Annotated in this window: 1 protein-coding gene; it reads right to left on the reverse strand. The window is 75.1% G+C overall.

Annotated features, from left to right (window positions below; genetic code table 11):
• Nucleotide 1: 1 nt before the first annotated feature.
• Nucleotides 2–24,016, reverse strand: a complete 24,015-nt coding sequence (locus O1G21_RS02690) for a non-ribosomal peptide synthase/polyketide synthase (RefSeq protein WP_270140402.1) — start codon at nt 24,014–24,016, stop codon at nt 2–4.
• Nucleotides 24,017–24,059: the final 43 nt, after the last annotated feature.

Below are 24,059 nucleotides of genomic sequence, written 5' to 3' on the forward strand. Positions count from 1 at the left end.
GTCAGTCCTCCTGGTGGGAAAGGGTGGTGCCACCGGTGTCACGGGTGTCGCCGGTGGCCTCGGCGAGCCTGGCGGCCAGGATCGGGCCGATCTGGGCCAGCGAGCCGGCCTGGGTCATCCGGTCGTGCCGGGTGGTGACCTGGTGCGATTCGATCCGGCCGGCGACGTAGGGGCGCCAGGTCTCGGGTCCGGCGTTGTCCTCGGCCCGGTCGATGGTGGAGTTGAACAGCAGCAGGTCCCCGTCGTACCTGCCGGGGACGAAGTCGACCGCCAGCTTGGCGTTGTTGATCATGATCTGGACGATCACCTCGACCTGCCGCTCGTTCAGGCCGGCCAGCGCGCTGCCCCGCCGGTTCAGCACCTCGGCGACCTCGGCGTAGGTGATCTCCCGGTCGCCCAGTTCGTCCGGGTCGACGTCGAGCACCCCGACGAGCACGTCCCGCACGGTGGGCACCGGAGCCACCTCGAACTGCACGTCCTTCACCGGGTAGGCGTCGAGGACCGCCAGTAGCGCGGTCCGCTCGCCGCGCGCCTGCAGCTCGCAGGCCAGCGCGTGGGCGATCAACCCGCCGGCGGACCAGCCGAGCAGCAGGTACGGGCCCTCCGGCTGGATCTTCTGGACGTGGTCGGCGTAGTCGGCCGCCATCTCCTCGACGGACGTCGGCAGCGGTTCGGGCCGGCCGAGTCCGCGCGCCTGGATCGCGTACACCGGGTGCTCGCGGCCGACGTGGTTCAGCAGCCCGCTGTACGACCAGCTGATGCCGCCGCCGGGGTGGACGCAGAACAGCGGTGTGCCGGTCCCGGTCGAACGCAGCGGCAGCACCACGTCCAGCGCGTCGTCGGGGTCGTCCATGGCCAGGCGTTCGGTGAGCCCGGCCACGGTCGGTGCCTCGAACAGCATCCGCAGTCCCAGCTCCAGGCCGAGGGTCTCGCGGACCCGGGAGGCCAGCCGGGCGGCCAGCAGCGAATGCCCGCCCAGGTCGAAGAAGTCGTCGTCGATGCTCACCTGCTCCCGGCCGAGGACCTCGGCGAACAGGCCGCACAGCAGCTGTTCCTGCGGTGTCCGGGGGCCGCGCCCGGCGTCCGACGCGCCGTACTCGGGGGCGGGCAGGGCGGCCCGGTCGAGCTTGCCGTTGGCGGTCAGCGGCAGCGCGTCCACGGTGACGAACGCCGCCGGCACCATGTAGTCGGGCAGTTCGCGGCGCAGCCGGCCGGACAGCTCGGCCGTCTCGGGCGCACCCTCGGGGGCGGGCACCAGGTAGGCGACCAGCCGCTTGTCGCCCGGGCGGTCCTCGCGGGCGACCACGGCCGCCTGGGCGACGCCCGGGCAGCCCGCCAGGACCGCCTCGATCTCTCCGGGCTCGATCCGCAGGCCGCGCAGCTTGACCTGGTGGTCGGCGCGTCCGGCGAACTCCAGCGTGCCGTCGGGCCGCCACCAGGCCAGGTCGCCGGTGCGGTACATCCGGCTCCCGGGCGGCCCGTACGGGTCGGCGGTGAAGCGTTCCGCGGTCAGGCCGGGTCGGCCGAAGTAGCCGCGGGCCACGCCCGTCCCCGCCAGGTACAGCTCGCCGACCAGGCCGGTCGGCACCGGTCGCAGCCGGTCGTCGAGCACGTAGGCGCGCATGTTCGCCATCGGTCCGCCGATCGGGACGGTCGCGGCGTCCTCGGGGAGGGCGCGCACCGGGTGGCAGGTGGCCAGGGTGGTGGCCTCGGTGGGCCCGTAGCCGTTGACCACCTCGATGCCGGGGCAGGCCGCCAGCACCCGGGCGGCGGCGGCCGGGGAGACGATGTCGCCGCCGGTCCACACCTCGCGCACGCCGCCGAGCAGCCCCGGGCGCTCCTCGGCGACCAGTCGGAAGAGTCCGGCGGTCAGCCAGAGCCCGGTCACCCCGTGGGTGGTGATGGTGTGCTGGAGCAGGTCGAGGTCGAGTCGCTCGGGCGGTGCGACCACGATCCGGCCGCCGTTCAGCAGCGGCACCCACAGCTCGTAGGTGGAGAGGTCGAAGGCCGTCGGGGAGTGCATCAGCACCCGCTCGTGTCCGCCGCCGCGCCATTCGGGGGTGAGCGCGTGGCCCACCACGTCGCGGTGGGTGACGGCCACGCCCTTGGGCCGCCCGGTCGAGCCGGAGGTGTACATGATGTACGCCAACTGAGCCGGGTCGCACGGGACTTCGAGGTCGGCCGGGTCAGGCTCGGACTGCAGCAGCGCGGTCAGCACCTCCTGGGTGAGCACCAGCGCGGCCCCGCTCTCCCGCAGGATCAGCTCGATCCGGGAGGAGGGGAAGCGCGAGTCCAGCGGCACGTAGGCGCCGCCCGCCTTGATGATCGCCAGGATCGCCACGACCAGCTCCGCCGAGCGCTCCAGCAGCACCGCGACCGGTGTCTCCGGCCGCACGCCCTGGCGGACCAGGGCCCGGGCGAGCCGGTTGGAGAGCCGGTCCAGCTCCCGGTAGGTCAGTTCGGTGCCGGCCGCCACGACGGCCACCGCCTCCGGGGTGGCCAGCACCTGACGGGCGAACAGCTCCGGCACCGCGGCCTCGGGCAGCTCGGCCGCCGTGTCGTTGAACCCGTACAGCAGCCGGTGGCGTTCCGCGTCGGACATGACGTCGATCCGGCTGATCGGCCGGTCCGGGTCGGCGACCGCCGCCCGCAGCAGCCGGGCCCAGCGGGCGAACAGCAGCTCCACGGTGGCCGGGTCGAACAGGTCGGTGGCGTACTCCACCGCGCCGACCAGGCCGTCGGGGCTGGGGGCACCTCCCGGGCCGCTGGGCCCAGGGGGACCGTCGGGGCGGAACCGCTCGGCCAGGCTGAAGGTCAGGTCGACCCTGGCGGTGCCGGTCGGCGCCTCCAGGTGGCCGGTCTCCAGCCCCGGCAGGGCGAACTCGCCCAGCGGCGCGTTCTGCAGGGCCAGCATGATCTGGAACAGCGGGTGGTGGGCCAGCGACCGCGCCGGGTTGACCACCTCGACCAGGTACTCGAACGGCACGTCCTGGTGGTCGTACGCGGTGAGCGCCTTCTGCCGTACCCGGCCGAGCAGTTCGGCGAAGCCGGGGTCACCGCTCGTGTCGGTGCGCAGCACCAGGGTGTTGACGAAGAAGCCGACGAGCTCGTCCAGCGCCTGGTCGGTCCGGCCGGCGATCGGGCTGCCGATCGGGATGTCGGTACCGGCGCCGAGCCGGGTGAGCAGCGCGGCGAGGCCGGCCTGGAGCACCATGAACATGCTGGCGCCGCGCGCGGCCGCCAGGTCCCGCAGAGCCTGGTGCAGTTCGGCGTCCAGCCGGACCACCACCCGGCCGCCCCGCTGGGAAGCCACCGGCGGCCGCGGCCGGTCGGCGGGCAGCTGGAGCCGCTGCGGCACGCCCGTCAACTCGCCCTTCCAGTAGTCCAGTTGCCGGGCGAACAGGCTGTCCGGGTCAGCGGCGTCGCCGAGCAGGTCGCGCTGCCACCGGGAGTAGTCGGCGTACTGCACCGGAAGCGGGGACCACTGCGGCTCCTCGCCCCGGCGGCGGGCCGCGTAGGCCGTGGCGAGGTCACCGGCGAGCGGGCCCATCGACCAGCCGTCGGCGGCGATGTGGTGCACCACGACCAGCAGCGCGTGCCGATCGGGGGCGAGCGCGTACAGCTCCGCCCGGACCGGCGGCTCCGCGGCCAGGTCGAAGCCGAGTCGGGCCGTCTGCGCGAGCCGTTCGGCCAGCCGGCTCTCGTCGAGCTCGACCACCGGCAGCGCCGGGTGCGCCTGCTCGGCGGTCAGGACGACCTGGTACGGCACGCCGTCCGTCTCGCGGAAGACCGTCCGCAGGCTCTCGTGCCGGCCGATCACGTCCGCCAGCGCGGCGTGCAGGGCCGGGCGGTCGAGTTCGCCGGTCAGGCTGAGTGCGAGCGGCATGTTGTAGGTGGCGCTCGGCCCGTCCATCCGGTGCAGGAACCACAGGCGGCGCTGGGCGAAGGACAGTGGGACGCGTTCGGGTCGCGGCCCGGCGGTGAGCGCGGGCCGCGCCGTTCCGGAGCCGTCCAGGCGGGCCGCCAGTCCGGCCACGGTCGGGGTCTCGAAGAGGGTGCGGACCTCCAGCTCCGCGCCGAGGGTCGCCCGGACCCTGGAGGCCAGCCGGGTCGCCAGCAGCGAGTGCCCGCCCAGGTCGAAGAAGCTGTCCTCGACCCCGACCTGCGCCAGCCCGAGCACCTCGGCGAACAGCTCGGCGAGCAGCTGCTCCTGCGGGGTGCGCGGCGCCCGCCCGATCGCGGCCGAGCCGAGGTCGGGCGCCGGCAGGGCACGGCGGTCGAGCTTGCCGCTGGCCGTCAGCGGCAGCGCCTCCAGCGCGACGAACGCGGACGGGACCAGGTAGTCGGGCAGCCGGCCGCGCAGCCAGTCGCGGAGTTCGCCGATGAGGGCGCCGGTGCCCCGGCTGCCGGTCGGGCGGTTGGTCAGCGAGGACAGCGGCCTGCCGGTGGTCCCGGCCGACCGGTACGCCTCGACCGGGGAGGCCACCACGGCCCGCGGGTCGGCGAGGACGACGTCCACGGTGTCGGACGCGGTGGCCGACCAGGTGACGCCCACCCAGCGGTCGAACTCCCGCCCGAGGGCGTGGAAGTCCTCCGGGTCGGGAAGGTCGGTCTCCTCCGGGGCGTGCGGCCGCTCCAGCAGCTCGGCGAGCGAGCCGCCGTCGCCGTCCTGCACCGCCCGGGCCAGGGCGGCCTCGCGCAGCACCCGGCGGTTCGGCACTCCGGTGATCCGCAGCACCCCGGCGGGCGGCTCGGCGAGCAGCTCGCGCAGCTCGGCCGAGCCCGCGAGCTGTCGCCCCCACTCCAGCTCGACCGTCCGGTCCGGTTCCGCCGGAACGACCGGGGCCTTGTGCAGCGTCACGTCGTAGCGGTAGCGGGTCAGCTCGTTGTGGTGGCGGGCCCGCTTGACCTCGACGGCCACCGCGCCGATGTCCGCGCCGCGCTCCCGCAGGACGGTGAAGAACTCCGGGTCGACCAGGAGTTCCTTCTCCACCCGCACGGCCTGCTCCACCGCGCGGCGCACCGCCGCGAGGTCGGTACCGGCGGTGGCCCGGTGCAGTTGGACGGCCGTGGCCAGCGGGCGCAGCAGCCGCAGGTTCCGCACGTCGCCGATGAACAGCGCGCCACCGGGGGCGAGCAGCCGCATCAGCCTCTCGACCACGTCCGCGAGGTAGTCCGCGGACGGGAAGTACTGCACCACCGAGTTGATCACGATGGTGTCGAACTCCCCGGCCGGCAGCCCGTCGGTGTCGTGCGCCGGGCGGGTCTGCAGGGCGACGCGCCCGGACAGGTCGGGCTGCCGGGCCACCTGGGCGGCCAGCGCGTCGATCGCGGTGGCGGAGAAGTCGGTCGCCCAGTAGCTCTCACAGTGCGGTGCGACCTGGGAGAGCAGCAGACCGGTGCCGACGCCGACCTCGAGCACCCGGCGCGGGCGCAGCGCCAGGATCCGGGCCACGGTGGCGTCCCGCCACTCCCGCATCTGCTCGACCGGGATCGGGCTGGCGTCGTAACTGCTGTTCCAGCCGACGAAGTTCTGGCCGAACGCGGCTTCCTCGGGGGCGATCGGCAGGGCGTCGTAGATGTCCTGCCACTCGCCGACGTGGTCGGCTTCGAGTCCGTCGTCCCGGGCGGTGTCCTGGCGCGGGACGACGTAGCCGATCAGCCGGTCGTCCTGGGCGAGGACGGCGGCCTGCGCGACGGCGGGGTGCTCGGCCAGGGCGGCCTCGACCTCGCCGGGCTCGACCCGGAACCCGCGCACCTTCAGCTGGTCGTCGGCGCGGCCGACGTACTCCAGCTGGCCGTCGGCGCGGAAGCGGACCACGTCACCGGTGCGGTACATCCGGGCACCCGAGGCGTCGAACGGGCAGGCGACGAACCGCCCGGCGGTCAGGCCCGGCCGGTTCAGGTAGCCGCGGGCCAGGCCCGCGCCCGCGACGTAGAGCTCGCCGGGCACGCCGGGCGGCACCGGTCGTAGCCGCTCGTCCAGCACGTACACCCGGGCGTTGACGATCGGCCGGCCGATCGGCGGCACGCCCGAGCCGGGCGCGAGCGGGTCGCTCATGGTCGCGCAGACCGTGGTCTCGGTCGGGCCGTACGCGTTGACCATCCGGCGGCCGGGCGCCCAGCGGGCGACCAGCTCCGGCGGGCAGGCCTCCCCCGCCACGATCAGGTTCGACACCGTCACCGAGTCCTCCGGCAGGGCCGCGATGACGGACGGGGGCACGGTCGCGTGGGTGACCGCGAGGCCCGGGTCGGTCAGCGCGGCGACCGGGTCCGCCGCCGGGGGCAGCACCAGGGTGGCGCCGCGCAGCAGGGCGGTGTAGATCTCCGACACCGAGGCGTCGAAGCTGGGCGAGGCGAACTGGAGCACCCGGCTGTCGGGGTCGATCGCGAAGCCCTCGATCTGCCCGGCGACCAGGCTCGCCACACCACCGTGGGCGACCACGACGCCCTTGGGGCGGCCGGTGGAGCCCGAGGTGTAGATCACGTAGGCCGGGTGCCGGACGTCGAGCGCGACCTCCGGGTCGGTCTCCGGCCAGTCCGAGACCCCGGCCACCATCGCCGGGTCGTCGACCAGCAGCGCCGGACGGGCGTCCGCCAGCATGAAGTCGATCCGCGCCCGCGGGTACGCCGGATCCACCGGCAGGTACGCCGCCCCGGCCTTCAGCACACCCAGGACCGCCACCACCGCCTCCACCGACCGCGGAAGCGCCACCGCCACCAGCTGCTCCGGACCCACCCGGCGGGCGACCAGCGAGTGCGCGAACCGGTTCGCCCGAGCGTTCAGCTGACTGTACGTCAATTCGGTGTCACCGCAGACCAGCGCGACCGCATCCGGCGTCGCCGCCACCTGCGCCGCGAAGGCCTGTGGCACCGGGACGGCGCCCACCTCGCGGTCGGTCGCGTTGCCCCGTTCCAGCAGCCGGTGCCGCTCGTCGGCGTCGAGCAGGTCGATCCCGCCGATCGGCCGCTCCGGGTCGGCGGTGACGGCCTCCAGCAGGAGCGTCCAGCGCCGGATCAGGGCGGCGACGGTCGGGCGGTCGAACAGGTCGGTGGCGTACTCGACCGCGCCGACGATCCCGGCCGGGCTCCCGTCCGGACCGAACTGCTCGACCAGGCTGAGGCCGAGGTCGAACTTGGCGGTTCCGGTGGCCACCGCGTAGGTCGCCACCTCCAGCCCGGGCAGCGAGAACCGGCCCATCGGCGCGTTCTGCACGGCCAGGATGGTCTGGAACAAGGGGTGGTGGGACAGCGACCGGGACGGGTTCAGCACCTCCACCAGGTGCTCGAACGGCACGTCCTGGTGCGCGTACGCCGACAGCGCCGTCTCCCGCACCCGGCCCAACAGCTCCGCGAAGCTCGGATCGCCACTGGTGTCGGTGCGCAGCACCAGCGTGTTCACGAAGAACCCGACCAGCTCGTCCAACGCCTCGTCAGTACGGCCGGCGATCGGGCTGCCGATCGGGATGTCCGTCCCCGCACCCAGCCGGGTGTACAGCGCCGCCAACGCCGCCTGCAGCACCATGAACAGACTCGCCCCCGAGCGCCGCGCCAACTCCGCCAGGGCGGCGTGCAGTTCGGGGCCCAGCTCCAGGCCGAGGTGGTCCCCGTGCCAGCCGGCGACGGCCGGGCGCGGGCGGTCGACGGGCAGCTGGAGCAGCTCCGGCAGGTCGGACAGCTGCCGCTGCCAGTAGTCGAGCTGCTCGGCGAAGCGGCTCTGCGGGTCGGCGGCGTCGCCGAGCAGCTCGCGCTGCCACAGCGTGTAGTCGGCGTACTGCACCGGCAGGGCCGGCCGGCTCGCCGCCCGGCCCTCGCAGCGGGCGGCGTACGCCTCGGCCAGGTCGCGGGCCAGCGGGCCGGTGGACCAGCCGTCACCGGCGATGTGGTGCATCACCAGCAGCAGCACGTGCTCGTCCGGTGCGAGCGCGAACAGCTCGGCCCGCAGCGGGGGTTCCGCGGCCAGGTCGAACGGCTGCCGGGCGAACTCGGCGAGCCGCTCGGGCAGTTCACTCGAGGACACCTCGGTCAGCCGCGCCCGGGGTCGGGCCTCGGCCGGGTCCAGCACGCGCTGGCACGGGACGCCGTCGGCCTCGGGGAAGACCGTGCGCAGGCTCTCGTGCCGGGCCACCACGTCGGCCAGCGCCTCGTCGAGTGCCGCCCGGTCGAGCGTTCCGGTCAGCTGGAGCGCCAGCGGGATGTGGTAGGTGGCGGCGCTGCCGTCCATTCGGTGCAGGAACCAGAGCCGGCGCTGGGCGAAGGAGAGCGGCACCGCCTCCGGCCGCTCGTGCGCGGTCAGCGCCGGGCGGGCGCGGCCCGCCCCGGCCAGTGCCTCGACCAGGCCCGCCACGGTGGGCGCCTGGAACAGCGCGCGCAGTCCCAGCTCCACGCCGAGCACCGAGCGCACCCGCGCGGTCAGCCGGGTGGCGAGCAGGGAGTGCCCGCCCAGGTCGAAGAAGTCGTCGTCGACCCCGACCTGCGGTACGCCGAGCACCTCGGCGAACAGCCCGCACAGGATCTGCTCCTGCGGGGTGCGCGGCGCCCGGCTCGTCGCCGTGGCCACTGCCTCGGGCGCGGGCAGGGCGGCGCGGTCCAGCTTGCCGTTGGGCGTCAGCGGCAGCGCGTCCAGCAGCACGAACGCGGACGGCACCAGGTAGTCCGGCAGCCGCTCGCGCAGGTGCGCCGCCAGCTCCGCCGGGCGGACGGCCGCGTCGGGGCGGGTCGCGGCGTAGCCGATCAGCCGGTCGTCCCGGGCGAGCACGGCGGCCCGGGCGACGGCGGGGTGCTCGGCCAACGCGGCCTCGACCTCACCGAGTTCGACCCGGAAGCCGCGCACCTTCACCTGGTCGTCCGCGCGGGCGACGTACTCCAGCTCGCCGTCGGTACGGCGGCGCACCACGTCGCCCGTGCGGTACATCCGCGCTCCCGCCGGGCCGAACGGGCAGGCCACGAACCGCCCGGCGGTCAGGCCCGGCCGGTTCAGGTAGCCGCGCGCCAGACCGGGGCCGGCGACGTACAGCTCCCCCGCCACGCCCGGCGGCACGAGGCGCAGCCGCTCGTCGAGGACGTACGCCCGGAAGCCCGCGACCGGCCGGCCGATCGGCGGCACGCCGGAGCCGGCCGTGAGCGGGGCGCTCATCGTCGCGCACACCGTGGTCTCGGTCGGACCGTAGGCGTTGATCATCCGTCGGCCCGGCGCCCACCGGGCCACCAGCTCCGGCGGGCAGGCCTCCCCCGCCACCACCAGGGTGGTGGCCGTGAGGTCGGCGCTCTCCAGCGCGGACAGGGCCGAGGGCGGCAGAGTGACATGGCTGACGTCCAACCGGCGGTCCGTCAGCGCCTCCAGCGGCGCCTCGGCGGGGGCCAGCACGAGGGCGGCGCCGGTGAGCAGGGCGCTGCAGAGCTCCCAGAAGGACGCGTCGAAGCTGGGCGAGGCGAACTGGAGCACCCGGCTGCCCCGCGCCACGCCGAGCCGCTCGACCTGCTCCGCCACGAGGCCCGACACCCCGCTGTGGCTCACCACGACGCCCTTGGGGCGGCCGGTGGAGCCCGAGGTGTAGATCACGTAGGCCGGGTGCCGGACGTCGAGCGCGACCTCCGGGTCGGTCTCCGGCCAGTCCGAGACCCCGGCCACCATCGCCGGGTCGTCGACCAGCAGCGCCGGACGGGCGTCCGCCAGCATGAAGTCGATCCGCGCCCGCGGGTACGCCGGATCCACCGGCAGGTACGCCGCCCCGGCCTTCAGCACACCCAGGACCGCCACCACCGCCTCCACCGACCGCGGCAGCGCCACCGCCACCAGCTGCTCCGGACCCACCCGGCGGGCGACCAGCGAGTGCGCGAACCGGTTCGCCCGAGCGTTCAGCTGACGGTACGTCAATTCCGTGTCACCGCAGACCAGCGCGACCGAATTTGGCGCCGCCGCCACCTGCGCCGCGAACAGCTCCGGCAGGCTCACCGCGGCCGCCGGGCCCTCGACGGCGGGCAGCAGCTCGCAGCGTTCCTCGGCCGACAGCAGATCGATCCCGCCGATCGGCAGGTCCGGGGCGGCGGCGACCGCGGCCAGCAGCCTGGTCCACCGGGCGACCAGGGCCTCGACGGTCGGGCGGTCGAACAGGTCGGTGCTGTACTCGACCGCGCCGCTGAGCCCGGCCGGCGCGCCGTCCGGCCCGTGCTCCTCCGCGATGCCGAAGGTCAGGTCGAGCCGCGCCGTCCCGGTGGGCAGGGCGATCCCGGAGACTCGCAGGCCGGGAAGGTCGAAGTCGCCACCCGGCGCGTTCTGCACCACCAGCCCGGTCTGGACCAGCGGGTGGTGGGACAGCGACCGGGACGGGTTCAGCACCTCCACCAGGTGCTCGAACGGCACGTCCTGGTGCGCGTACGCCGACAGCGCCGTCTCCCGCACCCGGCCCAACAGCTCCGCGAAGCTCGGATCGCCACTGGTGTCGGTGCGCAGCACCAGCGTGTTCACGAAGAACCCGACCAGCTCGTCCAACGCCTCGTCAGTACGGCCGGCGATCGGGCTGCCGATCGGGATGTCCGTCCCCGCACCCAGCCGGGTGTACAGCGCCGCCAACGCCGCCTGCAGCACCATGAACAGACTCGCCCCCGAGCGCCGCGCCAACTCCGCCAGGGCGGCGTGCAGTTCGGTGTCGATCCGGAGCTCCAGCAGGTCGCCACCGTACGACACGGCGGCCGGGCGGGGCCGGTCGGCGGGCAGCTGCAGCTGCTCCGGCAGCCCCGCCAACGCCTCGGTCCAGTAGGCGACCTGGCGGGTGAAGACGCTGTCCGTGTCGTGCTCGTCGCCGAGGATCTGGTGCTGCCACAGGGTGTAGTCGGCGTACTGCACCGGCAGCGGCGCCCAGTCGGGCGCCCCGCCGCCGCACCGGGCGCGGTAGGCGGTGGCGAGGTCGCGGGCCAGCGGGCCCATCGACCAGCCGTCGCCGGCGATGTGGTGCAGCACCAGCAACAGCACGTGCTCGTCCGCCGCGACCGCGAACAGCTCGGCCCGCAGCGGCACTTCGACGGTCAGGTCGAAGCCCCGCACCGCCGCCCCGCGCAGCAGGGCGGGCAGCTCGGCCTCACCGGCCTCGCGTACGGTCAGCGGGACGGCCGCCTCGGCGGCGTCCAGTACCCGCTGCCGCGGGATCCCGGCGGTGTGCGGGAAGACGGTGCGCAGGGTCTCGTGCCGGGCCACCACGTCCGCGAGCGCGGCGTCCAGCGCGTGCCGGTCGAGGTCGCCGGACAGCCGCAGGGCCAGCGGCATGTGGTAGGTGGCGCTCGGTGCCCCGAACTGCTGGAGGAACCAGAGCCGGCGCTGGGCGAACGACAGCGGCATCGGCTCGGGGCGGGGCTGGGGCACCAGCGCCTGGCGCGCGGAGGCGGCGGTGTGCAGCCCGGCCGCCAGCCCGGCCGGTGTCGGGGTGCGGAACAGGTCGCGCAGCTCCAGCTCGACCCCGAGGGTCGCCCGGACCCGCGACACCAGCCGGGTGGCGAGCAGCGAGTGCCCGCCCAGGTCGAAGAAGTCCTCGTCGACCCCGACCCGTGGCAGGCCCAGCACCTCGGCGAACAGCTCGCACAGGATCTGCTCCTGCGGGGTGCGCGGCGCCCGGCCGCCGGTCGTGCCGGTCGGTTCGGGCGCGGGCAGGGCGGCGCGGTCCAGCTTGCCGTTGGGCGTCAGCGGCAGCGCGTCCAGCAGCACGAACGCGGACGGCACCAGGTAGTCCGGCAGCCGCTCGCGCAGGTAGGCCGCCAGTGCCGCCGTGGTGGCCGGCTGCTGCGCCGAGGGCACCACGTACGCGACGATCCTGGTCTCGCCCCGGTCCTCGCGGGCGAGCACGGCCACCTGGGCGACGCCCGGGTGGGCGGTCAGCTCGGCCTCGATCTCGCCCGGCTCGATCCGGAACCCGCGGACCTTCACCTGGTGGTCGACCCGGCCGGCGAACTCCAGCTCGCCGTCGGCCCGCCAGCGCACCAGGTCCCCGGTGCGGTACATCCGCGCTCCCGCCGGGCCGTACGGGTCGGCGACGAAGCGCCCGGCGGTGAGCCCGGGCCGGTTCAGGTAGCCCCGGGCGAGGCCCGCCCCGGCCAGGTACAGCTCCCCCAGCACCCCGGGGGCGACCGGCCGAAGCGCCGGATCCAGCACGTACACCCGGCAGTTGTCGATCGGGCGGCCGATCGGCACCGGCAGCGGGCAGTCGGCGGGGTCGGCCGGCAACGGGTAGGCGGTGATCACATGGGTCTCGGCGGGCCCGTAGTGGTTGTGCAGCACCCGGCCAGGTCGGCCGGCCTGCAAGCGGCGCACCGCCGTGCCCAGGCGCATCGCCTCACCGGCCTGGGCGACCAGCCGGAGGGCCGGCAGCTCCAGCCCGGCCTCCTCGGCGGCCTCGGCCAGCGCCTCGACCACCAGGTTGGGTGCGAACAGCTCGGCCACCTGGTGCCGGTCCAGCCAGTGCGCGAACAGCTCGGCGCTGCGGCGCTGCTCCTCGGTCGGCACCACCAGGGTCTTGCCGTACAGCAGCGCCGAGAGCACCTCCTGCACCGAGACGTCGAAGCTGATCGCGGTGAACTGCGCGGTGCGCGTGCCGGGTTCGCCGCCGACGGCCCGGTGGTGCCAGGCCAGCAGGTTCAGCAGTCCGGCGGCGGGCATCACCACGGCCTTGGGGCGGCCGGTGGAGCCCGAGGTGTAGATGACGTAGGCCGGGTGACGCGCGTCCACGACGACGGCCGGATCGTGGTCCGGCTGCTCGTCGGATGGCGTGACGGCCGCGGGGTCGTCCAGCACCACGGCCGGCCGGGCGTCCTCCAGCATGTACGCGATGCGGGCCGCCGGGTAGTCCGGGTCGACCGGCAGATACGCCGCGCCGGTCTTCAGCACCGCGAGGACGGCGACCACCAGCTCGGCCGAGCGCGGCAGCCGCAGCGCGACGACCCGCTCCGGCCCGACCCCGCGCGCGATCAGCGCGTGCGCCAGGCGGTTGGCCCGGCGGTTCAGCTCGCGGTAGGTCAGGGCGGTGTCCTCGAACAGCACCGCCGGGGCCTCCGGGGTCGCCCGGACCTGCGCCTCGAACAGGGCCGCCAGGCCCTCCGACGAGACCGGACGCGCGGTGTCGTTGCGGGCGACCAGCAGCTCGTGCCGCTCCTCGGCGGTCAGCACGTCGATCCGGCTCAGCGGCCGGTCCGGCTCAGCGACCACCGCGGCCAGCAGCCCCAGCCACCGGGCGACCAGTGCCTCCACCGTGGCCTGGTCGAACAGGTCGGTGCTGTATTCGACCCGCCCGATGATGCCCTCGGCCGGCCCGCCGGTGCCGCCGCGCTCCAGCAGGTGGAAGCCGAGGTCGAACATCGCGGTGGGCGTGCGGAACAGGAGGATCTCGGAGCGGAGACCGTCCAGCGCGAACTCGGTGCGCGGCACGTTCTGCAGCGCCAGCAGCACCTGGAACAGCGGTTGCCGGGAGAGCGACCGGGAGGGGTTGAGGGCCTCGACGACCTGCTCGAACGGCAGGTCCTGGTGGGCGTACGCGCCGAGCGCCCCCTCCCGGACCCGGAGCAGCAGCTCGGCGAAGCTCGGGTCGCCGCTGGTGTCCGTCCGGAGCACCAGGGTGTTGACGAAGAAGCCGACCAGGTCGTCCAGCGCCTGGTCGGTACGGCCGGCGATCAGGCTGCCGACCGGGATGTCCGTGCCCGCGCCGAGCTTGTCCAGCAGTGCGGCCAGCCCGGCCTGGAGCACCATGTAGACGCTGGCCCCGTGCTCCCGGCCCAGCCGCACCAGGGCGCCGTGCAGTTCCGCGTCCAGCTCGATCGCCAGGTGCCCGCCCCGGTACGAGGTGGTCGCCGGGCGGGGCCGGTCGGCGGGCAGCCGGATCTGCTCGGGCAGGCCGGCCAGCCGCTCCGTCCAGTAGGCCGTCTGCCGGGCGAACGGGCTCGCGGGGTCGTCGCGGTCGCCGAGCAGCCGGTCGTGCCACAGGGTGTAGTCGGCGTACTGCACCGGCAGCGGCGCCCACCGCGGTTCCTCGCCCCGGCGGCGCGCCGCGTAGGCGGTGGCCAGGTCGGCGGCCAGCGGGCCCAGCGACCAGCCGTCACCGGCGATGTGGTGCATCACCAGGAGCAGCACGTGCTCGTCCGCCGAGAGCTCGAACACCTCGGCGCGCAGCGGCGGTTCGACCGCGAGGTCGAAGCCGCGCGCGGCGGCCCCGGCCAGCAGCTCCGGGAGGGCCGTCTCGTCCGCCGGGGTGACCGTCAGCCCCGGACGCGCCGCTCCGACGGCCAGCACCCGCTGGTACGGCGTGCCGTCCGCGGCCGGGAAGACCGTGCGCAGGGTTTCGTGCCGGTCGGCGAGGTCGCCGAGCGCCGCTTCCAGGGCCGCCAGGTCCAGCGGTCCCGAGAGCCGCCAGGCGAGCGGCATGTTGTAGACCGAGGCGGCGCCCTCCAGCTGGCGCAGGAACCACAGCCTGCGCTGGGCGGAGGACAGCGGCACCAGCTCGGGCCGCTCCGCCCGCTCCAGGGCAGGCCGCGCCCGGTCCGCCCCGCCCAGCCCGGCGGCCAGCCCGGCCACGGTCGGGTTGCGGAACAGGGTGTGCAGCGCCAGCTCCACGCCCAGGGTGGTCCGGACCCGGGCCACCAGCCGGGTGGCGAGCAGGGAGTGCCCGCCCAGGTCGAAGAAGTCGTCGTCGACGCCGACCTGCGGCAGGCCGAGGACCTCGGCGAACAGCCCGCACAGGATCTGCTCCTGCGGGGTGTGCGCTGCCCGGCCGACCGGCGTCGTGCTGGAGCCGGGCTCGGGCAGGGCGCGCCGGTCGAGCTTGCCGCTGGTGTTCAGCGGCAGGGCGTCGAGGGCGACGTACGCGGTCGGCACCATGTAGTCCGGCAGCCGCTCGCGCAGGTGCGCCCGCAGCTCCTCCGGCCGGGGCTCCGCCCCGGTGGCGGCCACCAGGTAGGCGACCAGGCGCGGGTCCTCCGCCCGGTCCTGCCGGACGATCACGGCGGCCCGCGCGACCTGCGGGTGTTCCGCCAGTGCCGCCTCGATCTCACCGAGTTCGATCCGGAATCCCCGGAGCTTGACCTGGTCGTCGGTGCGGCCGAGGAACTCCAGGTTCCCGGCCGGGTTCCACCGCACCAGGTCACCGGTGCGGTACATCCGCGAGCCCCTCGGCCCGAACGGGTCCGCCACGAACCGCCCGGCCGTCAGCCCCGGCCGGTTCAGGTAGCCGCGTGCCAGGCCCGCGCCGGCGATGTACAGCTCACCGGGCACACCGGCCGGCACCGGCCGCAGGGCGGCGTCGAGCACGTGCAGGCGGACACCGCCGAGCGGCCGGCCGATCACCGGGCGCTCACTCGACTCCAGCGGTGCGAAGACCGACTCCACCGTGCACTCGGTCGGCCCGTAGTAGTTCAGGGAGGTCACACCGTCGGCCGCCCGCAACCGCTCCCACAGCTGCTCGGGAACGCTCTCCCCGCCCAGCGCGAGCAACAGCGGACGCCACTGCGGATGGTCCAGCAGACCATGCGCGACGAGGACTTGAACGTACGACGGGGTGGCACCGAGGATGTCCAGCCCGACCCGCGCGGCGTGGTCGAGGTAGGCGTTCGGGTCGGTCCAGGTCGCCTCGTCCAGGACGTGCAGCTCGTGGCCCGCGTACAGGCACGACATCTGGTCGCAGGAGGCGTCGAACGACACGGACGTGGTCATCCCCACCCGCAGCCGCTGCTTCGTCCCCTGGGGGAACATCAGCGCTCGCTGCTCGGCGAACAGGTTGGACAGGCCGCCGTGCGTCGCCACCACGCCCTTGGGCTTGCCGGTGGAACCGGAGGTGTAGATGACGTACGCCGGGTGGTCCGGATCGACGGCCACCGCGGGGTCCGTCGCCGGGCAACCCGCCACCAGGGCGGCCGTCTGCGGCTCGTCGAGCACCAGCCACCCGGCGGAACCGGTCTCCGGCAGCCGGCCCCGGGTACGGGCGTCGGTCAGCACCAGGACGGGCCGGGCGTCGTCCAGCATGTACCCGATCCGCGCGGCCGGGTACTCCGGATCGACCGGGAGGTAGGCGGCACCGGACTTCAGCACCGCGAGGATCGCCACCACCAGCTCCGCCGAGCGCGGCAGCGCCACCGCCACCAGCCGCTCCGGCCCGGCACCCCGCGCGATCAGGGCGTGCGCCAGCCGGTTCGTCCGCGCGTCCAGCTCCGCGTACGTCAGCGTGGCTTCCGGCCCCACCACCGCGACGGCGTCCGGGGTCGCCCGCACCTGGGCCCGGAACAGCTCCGGCAGGCCGGCGGTGAAGGCCTGGGCCGCCGGGCCGGTGCCGAGCGCCGTCAGCTCGCCGCGCTCCTCGGCGGTGAGCAGGCCGAACCGGCTGAGCCGCCGTCGCGGGTCGGCGACCGCGGCGCGGAGCAGCCGCTCCCACCGCCCGAGCATCGTCTCGACGGTGGCCGGGTCGTACAGGTCGCTGGTGTACTCGACGGACCCGTCGAGCCCTTCCGGGGAGCCGTCCTCGGCGAGCCGCTCGGACAGGGTGAAGATCAGGTCGAGCTTGGCGGTGGTCGACGCCGACGGCACCTCGTCCACGTGCAGCCCGGGCGGCGCGAAGTCGGCCCGGGGCGCGTTCTGCAGCACCAGCATGATCTGGAACAGCGGGTGGTGCGCCAGCGACCGGGACGGGTTCAGGAGCTCGACCAGGTACTCGAACGGAAGGTCCTGGTTGGCGTACCCGGCCAGCGCGGTGTCCCGCACCCGGCCCAGCAGCTCGGCGAAGGTCGGATCGCCCGAGGTGTCGGTGCGGAACACCAGGGTGTTGACGAAGTAGCCGACCAGCTCGTCCTGCGCCTGGTCGGTCCGGCCCGCGACCGGGCTGCCGACCGGGATGTCGTCGCCCGCGCCGAGCTTGCTCAGCAGCGCCGCCAGCCCCGCCTGGAGCACCATGAACAGGCTGGTCCCGTGCGCGCGGGCGAGCTCGCGCAGTCCGTGGTGCAGCTCGGCGTCCAGCCGGGCGCGCACGGAACCGCCCCGGTGCGAGGCGACCGCCGGGCGGGGCCGGTCGGTGGGCAGCTGGATCCGCTCCGGCAGACCGGCCAGCTGCCGGGCCCAGTAGGCCGCCTGGCCGGCGAACAGGCTGTCCGGGTCGGTGGAGTCGCCGAGCAGTTCGTGCTGCCAGAGGGTGTAGTCGGCGTACTGGACCGGCAGCTCCTCCCACCGCGGCTCCTCGCCGCGGCAGCGCGCCGCGTAGGCGGCGGTCAGGCCCTGCGCGAGCGGACCCAGCGACCAGCCGTCACCCGCGATGTGGTGGAGCACCAGCTGGAACACGTGCTCGTCCGGTGCCAGCTCGAACAGCTCGATCCGCAGCGGCACGTCGACCGCCAGGTCGAACCGACGCGCCTTCGCCTCCGCCAGGGCGGCCGGCAGCTCGGCCTCGGTGGTCCGGCGGACGAGCAGTTGCGGGCGGGCCGCCACGACGTCCAGCACCCGCTGGTACGGAGTGCCGTCCACCGCCGGGAAGACGGTGCGCAGGCTCTCGTGCCGGGCCACCACGTCCGCCACGGCGGCCTCCAGGGCCCGCCGGTCCAGTTCCCCGGACAGCCGCCAGGCCAGGGCGATGTGGTAGTTCCCGCTGGCGCCCTCCAGCTGGTGCAGGAACCACAGCCGCCGCTGCGCGAACGACAGCGGGATCCGCGCGGGGCGCTCGCGCCGGGCCAGGGCGGCCTGCGCCGGCCCGGCCGCCACCAGGGCGGCGGCCAGGCCGGCCGGGGTCGGCGCCTCGAACAGGGTGCGCAGCGGCATCTCCACGCCGAGGGTCGCGCGGATCCGGGCGGCCAGACGGGTGGCCAGCAGCGAGTGGCCGCCGAGGTCGAAGAAGCCGTCCTCGACGCCGGCCGAGGCCACGCCCAGGACCTCGGCGAACAGTTCGCAGAGGACCTGCTCCTGCGGGGTGCGCGGCGCGCGGCCGGTGGCGGCCGGGGTGAGCTCCGGCTCGGGCAGGGCCCGGCGGTCCAGCTTGCCGTTGGTGGTCAGCGGCAGCGCGTCCAGCACCACGAAGGCCGAGGGCACCATGTACTCCGGCAGCCGCTCGGCCAGGTGGCCGCGCAGTTCGGCCGGGCGCGGCGCGGCGCCCGCGGCGGGCACCAGGTAGGCGACCAGCCGGGTGTCGTCGGCCCGGTCCTGGCGGGCCAGGACGGCCGTCTGGGCGACGGCCGGGTGAGCGGCCAGTGCCGCCTCGATCTCGCCGAGCTCGATCCGGAAGCCGCGGACCTTCACCTGCTGGTCGGCCCGGCCGACGTAGCGCAGGCTGCCGTCGGCGGCCCGGCGCACCACGTCGCCGCTGCGGTACATCCGCGATCCCGGCGGTCCGAACGGGTCCGCGACGAAGCGGCCCGCCGTCAGGCCCGGCCGGTTCAGGTAGCCGCGCGCCAGTCCGGGGCCCGCGACGTACAGCTCGCCCGCGACGCCGGGGGCGACCGGGCGCAGGCCGTCGTCGAGGACGTACGTCCGCAGGTCCGGGAGGGCGGTGCCGATCTGCCCGGCGGCGGTGCCGGACGCACCGAGCGCCGCGTGGGTGACGTGCACCGTGGTCTCGGTGATGCCGTACATGTTGACCAGTCGCGGCGCGTCCTCCGGGTGCCGCTGGTACCAGTCGGCCAGCCGGGCGTGCTCCAGCGCCTCACCGCCGAACACCACGGTGCGCAGGGCGAGTTCACGGCCGGTCGACGGCGCCTCGGCGTCCGCCTGGATCAGCTGGTAGAAGGCGGAGGGCGTCTGGTTGAGGACGGTCACCCGTTCGCGGGCGAGGAGTTCCAGGAAGCGGCCGGGCGAGCGGCTGGTCTCGTGGTCGACGACCACCAGGCGGCCGCCGTGCAGCAGCGGGCCCCACAGCTCCCACACGGAGAAGTCGAAGGCGTAGGAGTGGAAGAGCGTCCAGACGTCCTCGGCGGTGAAGCCGAACAGCTCCTCGGTGGTCCGGAACAGCCGCACCACGTTGCGGTGCGGGACCACGACGCCCTTGGGGTCGCCGGTGGAGCCGGAGGTGTGGATGACGTAGGCGGCGTGGCCGGGATCGACGGTGACCGCCGGGTCCGTGTCCGGCAGCCCGTCCAGGTCGGCGGTGTCCAGCAGCAGCCGGTCCACGCCCTCCGCGCCCGGCAGCTCGCCGGTCCCGCTGGTGGTCACCAGCAACGCGGGTCGGCCGTCCCGGAGCAGGTAGGCGATCCGGGCCGCCGGGTACCGCGGGTCCACCGGGAGGTAGGCGCCGCCCGCCTTGAGCACGGCGAGCACCGCCACGACCTGCTCCGCCGAGCGCGGCAGCGCCAGCGCCACCAGCTGCTCCGAGCCCACCCCCCGGGCGATCAGGGCGTGCGCCAGCCGATTGGCGCGCGCGTTCAACTCGCCGTAGGTCAAGGTGACTTCGCGGTCCGTGAGGGCGACAGCCGTCGGAGTCTCCCGCACCTGCCGCTCGAACAGCCCGGTCAGGCCGCTCTCCTCCCGGTCCTCGGCCCGGTCGGTCCACGCCGGGAGCAGCGCGCGGAGCTCCTCGGCGGACAGCACGTCGACCCGGCCGATCCGCCGGCCGGGGTCGGCGACGACGGCGCGCAGCAGCCGCAGCCACCGCTCGACGATGCCGGTCACGGTGGCCGCGTCGAACAGGTCGGTGCTGTACTCCACCACGCCCGACAGGCCGTCCCCGCCGGGCTGTTCGGCCAGGATGAAGGTCAGGTCGCACTTGGCCGTCCCGGTGTGGACCAGGTCGGCCACCACCCGCAGCCCCGGCAGGTCGAAGGTGCCGAGCGGCGCGTTCTGCAGGGCGAGCATGGTCTGGAACAGCGGGTGGTGGGCCAGCGTCCGGGTCGGGTTGAGCACCTCCACCAGGTGCTCGAACGGCACGTCCTGGTGCGCGTACGCGGCGAGCGCGTCGGCGCGCACCCGGGCGAGCAGTTCGGTGAACGACGGGTCGCCGGCGAGATCGGTGCGCAGCACCAGGGTGTTGACGAAGAAGCCGACCAGCTCGTCCACGGCCTCGTCGGTGCGTCCGGCGATCGGGGTGCCGATCGGGACGTCGGTGCCGGCGCCGAGCTTGCCCAGCAGGGCGGCCAGTGCGGCCTGGAGCACCATGAACAGGCTGGCGCCGCCGTCGCGGGCCAGGGCGCGCAGGCCCTGGTGCAGCTCGGCGTCGATCCGCACCGGCAGGTGGGCGCCCCGGTAGGACGTCGCGGCCGGCCGGGGCCGGTCGAAGGGCAGCTCGATCTGCTCCGGCAGACCCGTCAACTTCTGTCGCCAATAGGCGAGTTGGCTGCTCAGCAGGCTGTCCGGGTCGGAGCCGTCGCCGAGCAGCTCGCGCTGCCAGAGGGCGTAGTCGGCGTACTGGACGGGCAGCGGCGACCACTCGGGCTTCGCGCCCTCGGCGCGGGCCGCGTAGGCGGTCGTCAGGTCCCGCGAGAGCGGCCCCGTCGACCAGCCGTCGCCGGCGATGTGGTGCACCACCAGCAGCAGCACGTGCTCCTCGGCCGCCAGCCGGAACAGTTCGGCGTGCAGCGGCGGTTCCTCGGCCAGGTCGAAGCCGTACCGGGCCGCCTGCGCCAGCCGCTCCGGCAGCTCGGGCTCGTCGAGTTCGGTCACCCGCAGTCGCGGCCGGGCCTCGTCGGGGTCCAGCACCCGCTGGCAGGGCACGCCGTCGACCGTGGGGAAGACGGTGCGCAGGCTCTCGTGCCGCTCGACCAGGTCCGCCAGGGCGTCCGCCAGGGCCCGCTGGTCCAGGTGCCCGGACAGCCGCAGGGTCAGCGGGATGTTGTAGGTGGCACTCGGGCCGTCCATCCGGTGCAGGAACCACAGCCGTCGCTGGGCGAACGACAGCGGGACGGTCTGCGGCCGCTCGCGCCGCTCCAGCGCCGGGCGGGCCCGGCCCGCGACGTCCACGGCCGCCGCCAGTCCGGCCACCGTCGGCGCGTCGAACAGGTCGCCGAGCCGCAGCTCCACGCCGAGGATCGAGCGGGCCCGGGCGACCAGCCGGGTCGCCAGCAGGGAGTGCCCGCCGAGGTCGAAGAAGCTGTCGTCCAGCCCGGGTTCGGCCACCCCGAGCACCTCGGCGAACAGCCCGGCGAGCAGGTGCTCGGTCGCGGTGCGCGGGGCGCGGCCCGGAGCGGCGGGCTGCCGCTCGGGCGCCGGGAGGGCCTGCCGGTCGAGCTTGCCGTTCGGGGTCAGCGGCAGCGCGTCCAGCAGCACGTACGCGGCCGGCACCATGTGCCGGGGCAGGTGGTCCCGCAGGTGGTCGCGCAGGGCGGTCCCGGTCACGGTGGCGCCGGGCGCGGGCACCGCGTAGGCGACCAGCCGGGGCTCCGGCTCGGTGCGCACCAGCACGGCGGCCCGGGCGACCTGCGGGTGCTCGGTGAGGACGGCCTCGATCTCGCCGAGTTCGACGCGGAAGCCGCGGATCTTGACCTGGTCGTCCGTGCGGCCGAGGAACTCCAGGTTGCCGGACGCGTCCCAGCGCACCAGGTCGCCGGTGCGGTACATCCGCGAACCGCTCGGCCCGAACGGGTCCGCGACGAACCGCCCGGCGCTCAGCCCCGGCCGGTTCGGGTAGCCGCGGGCCAGCCCCGCGCCCGCGATGTACAGCTCGCCGGCCGCACCGGCCGGCAGCGGCCGCAGGGCGCCGTCGAGCACGTACAGCCGGGCGTTGGTGGCGGGCCGGCCGATCACCGGGTGGGGGCTCGAGCCCACGGACGCGATCACCGGGTTGACGGTGCACTCGGACGGCCCGTAGAGGTTGAGGCAGGTCACCCCGTCCGCTGCCCGCAGCCGCTCCCACAGCTGTTCCGGAACGGCCTCGCCGCCCGCCGCGACCAGCGCCGGGCGCCACTCCTGGTCCCCCAGCAGTCCGTGGGCCACCAGGTCGTGCAGGTAGGAGGGGGTGGCCTCGACGTAGTCCAGTCCGCAGCGCCGGGCGTAGCCGACGAAGGCCTCCGGGTCGGTCCAGGTCGCGTGGTCCAGGACGTGCAGTTCGTGGCCCGCGAACAGGGCGAGCAGCTGGTTCCAGGAGGCGTCGAAGGACACCGAGGTGGTCAGGGCCACCCGCAGTCGCTGCCGCTCCTCGACCGCCGACGGGAAGCGCAGCCGCCGGAGGTCGGTGAGCAGGTTGAGCAGGCCGCCGTGGGTCGGCGCGACGCCCTTGGGCCGGCCGGTGGAGCCGGAGGTGTGGATGACGTACGCGGGGTGGCGCGGGTCGACGGCCACCATCGGGTCGTCCGCCGGGTGGTCGGCCACCAGGGCGGCGGTCCGCGGGTCGTCCAGCACCAGCCGGTCGACCGGCCCGGCCTCGGGCAGCCGCCCCTCGCCGTGGGAGTCCGTGACCAGCAGGGCCGGCCGGGCGTCGTCGAGCAGGTACGCGATCCGGGCGGCCGGGTACTCGGGGTCGACCGGGACGTACGCCGCGCCGGTCTTCAGCACGGCGAGGATCGCCACCACCAGCTCCGCCGAGCGCGGCAGGGCCACCGCCACCAGCCGCTCCGGGCCCGCTCCCCGGGCGATCAGGGCGTGCGCCAGCCGGTTGGCCCGCGCGTCCAGCTCCGCGTACGTCAGCGAGACCTCGCCGCACACCAGCGCGGTCAGCTCCGGGGTCGCCCGGACGTGTTCCCGGAACAGCTCCGGCAGGCTCGCGGCCGGGGCCGGCGCCACCGGCCCGGCGCCGAGCTCCGCCAGCTCACGGCGCTCCTCGGCGGTGAGCAGTTCGATCCGGCCGACCGGCTCGTCCGGGTCGCAGTCCGCGAGGGTGTCCAGCAGGGCGAGCAGCCGCCGCTGGTGGGCGGCGAGGTCGTCCTCGCCGTACGCCTGCGGTGAGCCGTGCAGCCGGAGCAGCGGCGGGTTGCCGTCCCGGTAGTCGAAGACCCAGACCGCGAGGTCGGTGGTCGAGCCGGACACGAAGTGGTGCACGGAGGCGGGGTGCCCGGCGAAGCTCGGCCTGGAGTTGAAGGCCATGATGTTGACGATCAGGGGGAACGCCGTCCCGATGCCGCCGGGGGCGCCGAGGTCGCGCAGCAGGTCCTCGCTGCGGTAGCGCTCGTGCGCGACGGCCGTCTCGACCTCCCGCGCCGCCTGGGCGACGAGTTCGCGCCAGGGCAGGTCCGGCCGCACCGTCAGCCGCAGCGGCACCACGTTGGACATGGTGCCCGGCACGGCCGTCAGGTCCCGGTCGGCGCCGCGGCGGGCGGTGACGGGCAGGGCGAGCACCACCTCCTGGCTGCCGGTCAGCCGGTGGGCGTAGAGCGCCGTCGCCGCGACCACCAGCCGGGACCACCGGACGCCGACCCGGCCCGCCGCCGCCCGCAGGGCGTCCGGGCGGCGCAGTGGCCGCTCCTCGGCCAGCCGGAGGGCGAGGTGCGGGTCGGTCGCGGGGCCGTCGGCGAGCCGGGTCGGGGCCGGCAGGTCGGCGAAGCGCTCGGTCCAGTGGGCGCGGTCGGCGGCGAAGTCGGTGGAGGCGCGGTAGGCGGCGTCGCTGTCGACCAGGTCCCGCAGCGAGCCGAACGGGCACGGCGGCACGGCGCCGCCCCCGACCAGTGCCGAGTACACCTCGCCGACCCGCTGCCGGAGCATGGAGCTGCTGATCGCGTCCAGTACCACGTGGTGGTAGTTCAGGTACCAGAGGTACTCCGTCGGTGACGCCTTGATCAGCGCGTGGCCGAACAGCGGGTGACGGGCGAGGTCCAGCGGGCGCAGCAGGTCCCGCTCCATCCAGGCCACGGCCGCCGCCCGGGGGTCGGGCTCCCCGCTGAGGTCGAGGTGGGCCGGGGCCCAGTCCCAGCTCTCCCGGAGCACCTGGCGCGGGCCTTCCCCGTCGTCGACGAAGGTCACGTGCAGGGCGTCGACCTCGTCGACGACGCGGCGCAGCGCGGTCTCGAAGATCTCCCGGTCCACCGGCCCGTGGATCTCCAGGCACTCGCCGACGCGGTAGCCCGGGATCGGCGTCCGGGAGCGCTGCTCGGCGAGCCAGATCTCGCGCTGGGCCGCGGTCAGGGGAAGGACGTCACCGTCGCGACGGGACATGGGGGTACCTCCGGGAGTGTGGGCAGGCTTGGTGGCAGGACGC

It is taken from the genome of Kitasatospora cathayae (assembly GCF_027627435.1).
In the GTDB taxonomy this organism is placed as follows: Bacteria; Actinomycetota; Actinomycetes; order Streptomycetales; family Streptomycetaceae; genus Kitasatospora; species Kitasatospora cathayae.

What these genes read in the sequence shown, in the direction of transcription:
- O1G21_RS02690 (WP_270140402.1), bottom strand. Translation starts at nt 24,016, where the DNA reads ATGTCCCGTCGCGACGGTGACGTCCTTCCCCTGACCGCGGCCCAGCGC.